A 9,004-nucleotide genomic window follows, 5' to 3' on the forward strand; every position below is an offset into this window, starting at 1 on the left:
ACAGGTTAGGCTGAAATCAAAGCCAACTTGCTACAAATAAAAAAAGCAGAAAACTATCTGCTTTCAATTTCTTTTTGAATACTTGGAAGGGCACTGTCAATTTCTTGATTTCCTGAGGCTTCCTTAATCAAATAATCAATCCTTTCCAAGGTCTGACGATCAACTTCTTGTCCGATATCCATGATGGAACGCTCCATCATGTGATCCAGCCTCTCAGAAGTCAGAGAATCCAAGCCGAAGTCATCTGCCTGCAAGATTTCTCTGGTCTGCTGGCTTTTCACCACAGTTGGTAAGACTGAGGTTCCTTGCGATTTTTCAAACAAGGCCTGCTGACTTTTTTCATTTTGCGACAGGAGCAACATGAACTCCCAAGCCAGTTTTTCCTGCTTGGTGTTGGAAGACATAGCAAAGAGAGAAGTCTTTACTTGAGTGCCATAAACTTCTGGACTCGCTGTCGGCATGGAAATACAGGTCCAAGAAAAGCTAGAATATTTGGCGACATGATAAGGATAAGGTTTGTAGGTTCGATACTGAGCCAGACTCATAGGATAAAAGGCCACCTTCCCCTCATCAAAATCATTAGAAGTAACTTGATAATGCTGATTGAGAGTCTCTAGTTTACTCATAAAGGACAGAGCCTGGTGCATCTCAACACTGTCTACATTGATACCGGATTTATCGGTAAGATGGCCACCGTAAGCTACCAGAGCCTGCTGCCAAGTGTAATCCGTAATACCGAACTGATCCACCACACCATCGCCATTGGTATCCTTGGTTACTTTCTTGCAAATCTCATAGAAATCCGCCAACGTCCAGCCTGACTCCGGAATGCTAATTCCTTCTTTTTCAAGCAAGTCTTTATTGACACACATCATGATGGGATTGCTCTCAACTGGAAGGGCATAGCTGACTCTCTGGTATTGCCCAGCCTCATAAGCCACCGGATAAAATGCCTCTTTCTGCTCATCCGCTATCAGGGAGTCTAGTGTTTTAAGCGCTCCAGTTGAGGCCAACATGGAGAAATCATTTTCTGGCACCATAAAGAGATCCGGCTGCTCGCCCTCAAGAATCTTCTCTGCCAGCCAATCGCCGTAGTCTTTTTTAGGGATACCGCTCTCATAAACCACTTTCACATGAGGGTGATTTTTCTCAAATTCTTCTATCAAATCGTCCAGCACTCTATTTTCCCTACTGTTGGGTACATCCCAGTTGGAACCGGCATAAACACCGATGCGCAGGATTTTTTCCTGACTAGACGACCAGAGAGCAAAGCTTAAAATAGCAGAAACAATAATCAAAACAAGAACAATCAAATACCTGAATCGCCACTTCATTTGTCATTTCCCTTGCTAAAATCCCGCTGGGTCACTCCTGTCTGAACCGCCCAAATAGCCAACTGAGTTCGATCACGCAAATTCAGTTTAGACAGAATCCCTGATAGGTAGTTGCGCACTGTTCCTTCCGACAGATAAAGCTTGGCCGCGATCTCCTTATTAGAAATCCCAAAGCCTATCTGCTGGATAATCTTCCACTCCGTCCGGCTCATGTCCTCTACATTTTCCTCCGACACTGTGATAGCAAAGTTGGACTGGGCCATCTGTGAAAAGATTTTGAAGACCTTGGTAGCAATATTGGGATTGATCATGGCTCCGCCTCGATAGACTGTCTGAATGGCTTCGTGAAGCTCTTCTGTCGAAACCCCTTTGAGAATATAGCCAGACGCGCCGTATTTAAGAGCAGAGAAGATAAATTCATCGTCGTCAAAGGTTGTCAGGATGATAATCCTAACGTCCGGATACTGCTCCTTGACAGCCTTGGTACAGAGCACACCATCCATGACTGGCATGCGGATATCCATCAGAATCACATCTGGACGAAGCCGCTGAAGTTTCTCCAACACTTCTTTTCCATCACTGGCTGTTCCCACCACTTCGATATCTGTATGAGCTGACAGAATAATCTGCAGCGATTCTCGGATTAGAGCTTGATCATCTGCAATTAAAACTTTAATCATTCCAACCTCCTATTTTGGGGATTTCAATGTAGGTATAAAAACCTTCACGGTTTTCAAAATGAACCTTGCCACCAATAATAGCCAACCGTTCCTGCATTTGTTTCAAACCATAGCCATAGTGTAATTCATCAAAACCTACACCATCATCTCGAATAATCATAATATAATTTTCTTTTTCTAACAACTCAATCCAAATAGTCCTGGCATGGCCATGACGCACCGAATTCGTAATTGACTCTTGAATGATGCGAAAAACAATATCTTCTTTGGCAATATCTAAATCGATAGTATCCCATTCATAGAGAAAATGAATATCCAAATTGGAAATTGCCTCATACTCTCGGATAATCTTTAGCAAAGCCTCTTTCAGACTATTATTCTCCAGAGTTCCCGGCCGCATTTTATTGAGCGAGCCTCGGACATCCCGAATCCCGTCACGAACGACAACCGAGACATTGTTAAGTTGCTCCTTGGCCCGCTCGGTGTCAATGTCCACTAGAACCTTGATGGCATCAATTCCAGCTGAGATACCCGTTAGGGCATGTCCTAGTGTATCATGAATTTCACGGGCAATCCGCTTTCTTTCTCGGTCTTCAGCAATTTTTTCTGACAAGGCTAGATAGCTGTTCAGCTCCCGATTGGCCTGGGAAGCCATGCGGAGCTCCTCCTCAATCCGATGCCGCTCTGTAATCGCCGACATGATATAAAAGAGAAGAGAAATCATAAAGACGACAATATTGAGGGAGAAAAGAAAATTCTTGCCAAAAAGCAGCAGCAAGCGAGTAGATTCTGGATAGAAACGAATATAGGTATCCAATGAAGGCAGTTTGACAAAGAGCGACAGCAGGTCGTAGTTTGACAATAGCAACATACTAAAACTCAAAATAATAAAGGAGAACCAGTATTTTTTATCCTTGGAAGCATTGAATTCTTTAGAGCCATAGAAAATATCTGCAAAGACGAGGAGAATCAGCCCATTGTATGACGAATGCAGGGCAGTAAAGATGACCAGCATCAGCAAAATTTCAATCATGGTCACCTTATCGTAAACAGATAGCTGATCGGGATGCTTTTCCCGATAGTACATCACCAGCAGCAGGCAGGCATAAAAGATAATAGAAATCAGGAAAGTGAAACTAGGCGATCCTGGAATGGCATCCAAACGCTCCAAAAGCGAGTGACTGAACCCTTTTGTTACGACATAATTGGTTGCAAAGAGGTAAATCGAAGCATTATAGACAATGGCTATAAAATTGATGACCATTAGAGCTATTTTACTGTAAAAAATGCTTTTTTTTGCTTTCATCACTGCCACCCTGTAATTGGATACTCACCAATATTGTCCTTGTTAATCAAGCGGACTGGTATTAGATACTGGCTGTCACAGGATTTCTTTTCCCGCATCAGCTCAATCACTTCTGCCACCTTTCGTCCCATCTGAATAGGCGACTGAGCCACCGTTCCTTGAATATCATTCGTATTGGCCAAAAAATTCTTAATATCTGGGGAACCGTCAACTCCATAAATATAAATTTTTTCTGCCACTCCTTGTTCCTTGATTGCAGCCAAAGCACCGATTGCAGCGCGGTCATTGAGAGCCATAACGACATTAAGTTCTAATCCATTAGCCAAGGCACTTTTGACCTGAGGCATGCTTTCTTCAGTCTGCCCCAAAGTTTCCAGCTGAGAAACAATCCGATAGGTTGGATGTCCTTTGATGGTATCAAGAAACCCCTGTACGCGATCCATGGCTGAGATGGCATTCCGGTGTTCAAGCAAAAGAATATCAGCCTCGGAAAGCCGACTCATCATATCTCTAGCAATCAAAACTCCCGCTTGATAGTTATCCGATACGATGGTCGTGTCAACAACTACCTGCTTATTCATCGGCGCATCTACCACGATAATGCGAATGCCAGCTTTTTTAGCTTCATTCAAAGCCCTGATAATATCTGGGCTGTCGCTCCTTACTGGATTGATAACGATAACATCAACCTTTTCTTTGATAAAATAAGCAATTTGCTGGCTTTGCTTCCCCTCATCCAACTCCGAATCACGAACATAGAGCCTGCTCCCCTGCTGATTGGTTTTTTTCTCCAATTCGGCATTCAAGGTTTTATAAAAATCATTATTCATGGTCATATAGGTTGCCCCGATTTTAACTTGACTGCTGTCGGGCATGCTTCCTTTAAAGTAGATGAAAGCAAGACAACAGATTGCCAGCACAAAAACAGACCAGAGAGCACATTTCTGGCAAGTCTGAATCCTCTTTTTTCCCTTACTTAATACCATTTCTATCTCCTAGTCACCTGTGCTCATTTAACACTTCACTTACATTCATTATATTATAATCAAACGAAAAAGCAAAACGTTTCCTGGTCCCTATAATAAATAAAGAGACAGAGGGTTCCTCTATCTCTTTGTATTCTTAAAAGGGTAATTCCTCTTCCTCTAGGACAAGATCTGCTAAATCAGCGCTGCTATTATTTTCACGAAGAGCTCGCTGAGCCCGACTTTCTAGAAGTTGGAAACTTTGACAGAGCACTTCTGTCACATAGTGGTTGCTGCCATTTTTCTCATAACGGCGGGTACGCAATTCCCCATCAATCGAAATCAAACTGCCCTTTGTTGCATAGCTAGCCAAAGTTTCTGCCAATTTCCCCCAAACGACGATATTAACAAAATCGGCTTCCCTTTCACCATTTTGACCTTTATAGCGACGATTAATCGCTACTGTTGCCCGAGCAACTGATTTCTCATTAGCCGTTTTATGCAATTCAGGTGTGGCCGTCAAACGGCCGATAACAATAACTTTGTTGTACATTTTAATTCCTCCTATCTTAATATTCGTAAAAAACATTAAAAAATCATAAAATCAGCAATTTCTTGAGAAATTCGATAGTTGCACGTTCAAGATTTATCATAGTTCGTTTTTTAGTTTAGAATTAAAACGTCAGTAGGTCATATCAACAAGCACTGCTTGGAGTTGGAAATTGAAGATCAAACTAGCGAAATTGCTAAAAAATAGCAGGAAAATTTGACAAAGAGTCCATTTAAAAAACTAGGCTTCGCCTCTTCTAGAAGCAAAGCCTGATTTTATTCATTTTACAATATAGTATATTTCTCTGTTTTATGACTCATAGCAAGGAAACTTCATCCCTAGCAGCAGAGTTTTATTTTTTATTTGCTGCATATTCTGCATTCCGTTTGATCATTTGCTTTCTGTACCAAGCAAAGATTCCAACATAAGCACCGAGGAAGATAACGGCACCAATGATTGCTTTAATATCACCAGTTGTGGTATTACCGATAGTCCAGCCCAACAGCTTTTCAATCGGTCCTTCTAGTGTAGAGTGAGTGATTAATTGAGATTGGCTCACTCCTTCAGGGAAGGCACCAACACCTTTAGCAAGTTCTGTTGCAAATGGTGCAATGAGAGTCCCTGATAACAGGAAGAGCGGCAGCAAAAGACTTCCAAAGACAATCATACGCAAGAGCTTACCACGAGTAACCACCAGAAGGGCTGGTGTTACACCCATAGCAATGATACCAGCCAGTGGCAGGATACCATTTCCTACTTTAGAAAGCAAAACTGCTTCGATCAGCATGATTGGAGCAAGCACGTTAGCGCAGGCCCAGATTTCTGCACGACCAGCGATAAACGGCCAGTCCAAACCGATATTAAATTTACGACCTTGCAAACGTTTGGTTGCAACGTTTGTAATCCCTTGTGACAAAGGCTCTACAGCGGCGATAAACCAAGAACCAATCAAAGAGAAGAGTTCCAAGCAGACACCAGCAGTCAAACCAAGAGACAACCATCCTTTGATGACTAATTGCCAGGTATCACCATCTTCTACACCTGCTACTGGATGCGGAGTTCCCATGATACCGATGACCACACCGAGAAGGAAACCGATAAAGAATTTAGAACCCCAGAAACCGATTTTCTTGTTCAAGGCTGCAGCATCGAAGTCATATTTGTCCAACCAAGGGAAGAATTTATCAAAAATCTTATCCAAAACCATGATGACAGGGTTCATCATATAGTTCATGTGAGTAGAAGTCATCGGAGAAGAACTTGGTGCATTCAGCAGATCATCAAAGGTAGGCTTCATCAAGTCTGAGTTGATGATTTTCAAAACACCGACCAAGACAACCGCCGCCGTCGCAATCAGCAATGATACAGCCGGACTGACATGATTGTTATCCGCATACCACTTGATAAGCAAGCCAGTGATAGACAAATGCCAAATGTCAAAGATATCGACATCCAGAGTGTCTGTTTTCTTCAGCGCCAACATCACGACATTGACAATCAGCATGATGAGCAAGAAGTACAAGGTCCATGGAGAACCCCAAGTAATCGTTGCCAAAGGAGCCCAGCCGACATCCGTGATATTAAGCTGAATCCCTGTGTTTTCAACGAATTTTGCGAGCGAAGCTGAGAAAGCTCCATTCAGCATGCCGATGATAGCTCCGATACCAGTCAAAGCGATGGCCAGCTTAATTCCACCCTCCAGCGCTTTGGAAAATTTCACACCAAATAAAAGTGCAAGAACTGTCAAGATAATCAACATGACAATTGGGCCACCCATTTTGATAATGGGATCGAAGAACTTATTCGCTATATCAATGATAGCATTCATAAAAAACCTCCCGATTTATTTTTATTTTAATCCTTTAACTTAAGCCATGTTCTTTAATAGCCGCTTCGATATTATCATAGACCGGCGCACTCATAGCTGGAATTCTAAAAAGAATTGGGCCTGCTTCAATCACTGGAATTTCTGGTGTGAATCCTAAATCAGTCGCTGCAATCGGCGTAAAGATGTCATAACCTTGCATCAGGTCTTCATTGACATCCTTGACCATAACCGCATCACAATGAACATCATAACCACGGTTTGACAACTCTTCCTCAAGGGCACTTTTGATTTGGTGGCTTGAGTTTACTCCTGCTCCGCAGGCTGCTAAAATTTTAATCATAATAAAATCCTCCGATTTATTTATTTAATGACATTTGAAATATATTGAAACAACTCTTCCTCAGAGTTTAAATGAGCTAAACCAGCTAAATTTCCATCACTAGTGAAGAAATCCATCAGCTGTGCTAAAATATTAGTTTGACTCGAGCTCGAATGGTTGATAATGAAGAACAAGAGCGACACTTCAACGGTCTGTGCAGGAGCAATCATATTATGAAAAGTCACTGGTCGGTCTAGCTTCGCGACCACCACATTTTCAGTTAAGTTGTGCTCAATATCTGTATGAGGAATGGCCACATTTGGCAAATCTTTACCTAAAAACTCCATATCCAATCCCGTCGGAAATGACTTTTCCCTATCCAGAAGCGCTTCACGATAGGAAGACTTTACGATTTTTCTTTCTTCCAGTAAATCCGCCACCTGATGAAAAAGTTCTTCTTGACTCTCTGCAGTTAGGCAAAAAATCAACTCTTTATCAAACAATTGAGCAAGTTCCATTAGACCACCTCACCTTGTTTCTTTTTGTTTGTGAATTCATTATATCATTATGATATAATGGTGTCAATGGTTTATTGTGTTTTTTTTATATTATTTGTTTGCATATTCTGTTTGAATTCAGACTTTATTGTTTGATGACAAAAGATATGTCTATTGGGTGTTGTGATTTAACAAGTAATTTACAACACTTGCTTCAGGTTTCTTATATAAAAAACAAACGTCACAGAATCGTGACGTTTGTTTTCGTAGAGAAACTACTAAAGAGGCTAATCTAAGCCCCTTTACAAAAGGCTGGTATAGGAATTGTACTTCTCTCTAACTTTGGGTGAGAGATTTTCATCCGTTATCACCGCATCTATATTATCCAAGCGGTAAAAAGTATAGAAGGAGTAGCTGTCAAACTTGCTGTTGTCAGCAACGATATATTTTTCAATCGCATTATTGAGAATAATGGCATTCCCATTTCCTTCTTCTTCGTTGGCTGTGGTTACATTGTAGCCATCAATACCATTCACCCCGATAAAGGCTTTGGAAACCTTAATTTCCCGCAAAAGATTATTGGCAAACTGACCGACAAAAGTCTGGGTTTTAACTCGGTATCGCCCGCCAATTAGAATCAAATCAAAATTCGGATTGTCCTTCAACTTCTCAAAAATGGGTAGGGAATTGGTGACAATGCTGATATCTTTACCGTCCAGATAGTCGCCAATAAAGTCTGTAGTCGTCCCAGAACCAATAAAAACAGTATCGCCATTGACAATTAGTCCTGCACATTTTTGGGCAATAGTCTTCTTTTCTTCAATGTTCAGCATGGTTTTTTCCGAGTGAGACACCTCGTTGAGACCATCTCGAACCTTTTTATGTGCCCCACCATGGACTCTAGTCAGCAAGCCCTGCTTTTCCAAATCAATCAAATCGCGCCGAATAGTCATATCCGTGACATGGAGCAATTCTTTCAAGTTCTTTACCGAGACAACGCCTGACTGATCAAGCTCTTGCAAAATAATTCTTTGACGGCTTTCTTTCATAACAATTCTCCTTTAATGACTGTTCCGCATGTAGTCGAAGCTACCAGCTCGCTTATAGATAAAGAAAACAGCCGAGCTGCTGCTTCTGAAGTTTTCAAACAGTTATCTTTCCCTTATTATACTATATTTTTCCGATATAAACAAAAGAAGGTTGATATTTTTTTATAAAAATTATATCATTTTCTTTTTTGTTTGTTTATAATTGTCATTTTTAAACAATTGGTGTAAGAATCAAATCAACCCTTACGACTATGATGCTGCAAATATGAGAACTAAGTGGTAAAGACTTGTTTTCGCCTAAACTCAACTATGTCTTAATGACATTTAAACAAAAGATATAAAAAAGAGTCTGGGACAAAAGTCCTAGCCTCTCAATTGTTTTTGGATTGTCGAGCAAGACGCAGTGGTTGAGTGGGCTCTACTACGCTGATTTCATCAGCTTTTACAGCCCTACTCAACTGTGCGGAGGTGGGACG

At 41.3% G+C, this 9,004-nt stretch carries 9 protein-coding genes; all 9 read right to left on the reverse strand.

From position 1 onward, the window contains the following. Positions 1-53: 53 nt before the first annotated feature. Positions 54-1,334, reverse strand: coding sequence for an ABC transporter substrate-binding protein (locus tag AC5FEC_RS07675; protein ID WP_493661814.1), 1,281 nt, complete (start codon positions 1,332-1,334; stop codon positions 54-56). Then, positions 1,331-2,014, reverse strand: coding sequence for a response regulator (locus AC5FEC_RS07680; RefSeq protein WP_493661815.1), 684 nt, complete (start codon positions 2,012-2,014; stop codon positions 1,331-1,333). The genes AC5FEC_RS07675 and AC5FEC_RS07680 overlap by 4 nt, the downstream gene beginning before the upstream one ends. Continuing rightward, positions 2,007-3,320 carry a sensor histidine kinase gene (locus AC5FEC_RS07685; protein ID WP_037615764.1) on the reverse strand — a complete coding sequence of 438 codons (1,314 nt, stop codon included), beginning with the start codon at positions 3,318-3,320 and terminating at the stop codon, positions 2,007-2,009. Before AC5FEC_RS07685 ends, AC5FEC_RS07680 begins: the two co-directional genes overlap by 8 nt. Continuing rightward, positions 3,320-4,306 (reverse strand): substrate-binding domain-containing protein, encoded by a 987-nt coding sequence (locus AC5FEC_RS07690; protein WP_493661816.1) that lies wholly within the window; start codon positions 4,304-4,306, stop codon positions 3,320-3,322. Before AC5FEC_RS07690 ends, AC5FEC_RS07685 begins: the two co-directional genes overlap by 1 nt. Before the next feature lie 136 nt (positions 4,307-4,442). Continuing rightward, positions 4,443-4,838 carry a single-stranded DNA-binding protein gene (locus AC5FEC_RS07695; RefSeq protein WP_062201347.1) on the reverse strand — a complete coding sequence of 132 codons (396 nt, stop codon included), beginning with the start codon at positions 4,836-4,838 and terminating at the stop codon, positions 4,443-4,445. A 349-nt stretch (positions 4,839-5,187) separates the two neighbouring features. After that, on the reverse strand, positions 5,188-6,663 hold the full coding sequence (locus AC5FEC_RS07700) for a PTS galactitol transporter subunit IIC (RefSeq protein ID WP_037615905.1): 1,476 nt from the start codon (positions 6,661-6,663) through the stop codon (positions 5,188-5,190). 34 nt (positions 6,664-6,697) lie between these two features. After that, complete coding sequence (locus tag AC5FEC_RS07705; protein ID WP_037615903.1) at positions 6,698-7,003, reverse strand: PTS sugar transporter subunit IIB; 306 nt, start codon at positions 7,001-7,003, stop codon at positions 6,698-6,700. Between the two features lie 20 nt (positions 7,004-7,023). Further along, positions 7,024-7,500 carry a PTS sugar transporter subunit IIA gene (locus AC5FEC_RS07710; RefSeq protein WP_493661817.1) on the reverse strand — a complete coding sequence of 159 codons (477 nt, stop codon included), beginning with the start codon at positions 7,498-7,500 and terminating at the stop codon, positions 7,024-7,026. Between the two features lie 281 nt (positions 7,501-7,781). Then, entirely contained in the window at positions 7,782-8,528 is a 747-nt protein-coding gene (locus tag AC5FEC_RS07715; protein ID WP_037615897.1) for a DeoR/GlpR family DNA-binding transcription regulator, read from the reverse strand. Between the last annotated feature and the right edge of the window lie 476 nt (positions 8,529-9,004).

Source organism: Streptococcus sp. STC1396, assembly GCF_058933875.1.

Coding starts and splice junctions, on each gene's coding strand:
- AC5FEC_RS07675 (WP_493661814.1), bottom strand. CDS start 1,334: ATGAAGTGGCGATTCAGGTATTTGATTGTTCTTGTTTTGATTATTGTT.
- AC5FEC_RS07680 (WP_493661815.1), bottom strand. CDS start 2,014: ATGATTAAAGTTTTAATTGCAGATGATCAAGCTCTAATCCGAGAATCG.
- AC5FEC_RS07685 (WP_037615764.1), bottom strand. CDS start 3,320: ATGAAAGCAAAAAAAAGCATTTTTTACAGTAAAATAGCTCTAATGGTC.
- AC5FEC_RS07690 (WP_493661816.1), bottom strand. CDS start 4,306: ATGGTATTAAGTAAGGGAAAAAAGAGGATTCAGACTTGCCAGAAATGT.
- AC5FEC_RS07695 (WP_062201347.1), bottom strand. CDS start 4,838: ATGTACAACAAAGTTATTGTTATCGGCCGTTTGACGGCCACACCTGAA.
- AC5FEC_RS07700 (WP_037615905.1), bottom strand. CDS start 6,663: ATGAATGCTATCATTGATATAGCGAATAAGTTCTTCGATCCCATTATC.
- AC5FEC_RS07705 (WP_037615903.1), bottom strand. CDS start 7,003: ATGATTAAAATTTTAGCAGCCTGCGGAGCAGGAGTAAACTCAAGCCAC.
- AC5FEC_RS07710 (WP_493661817.1), bottom strand. CDS start 7,500: ATGGAACTTGCTCAATTGTTTGATAAAGAGTTGATTTTTTGCCTAACT.
- AC5FEC_RS07715 (WP_037615897.1), bottom strand. CDS start 8,528: ATGAAAGAAAGCCGTCAAAGAATTATTTTGCAAGAGCTTGATCAGTCA.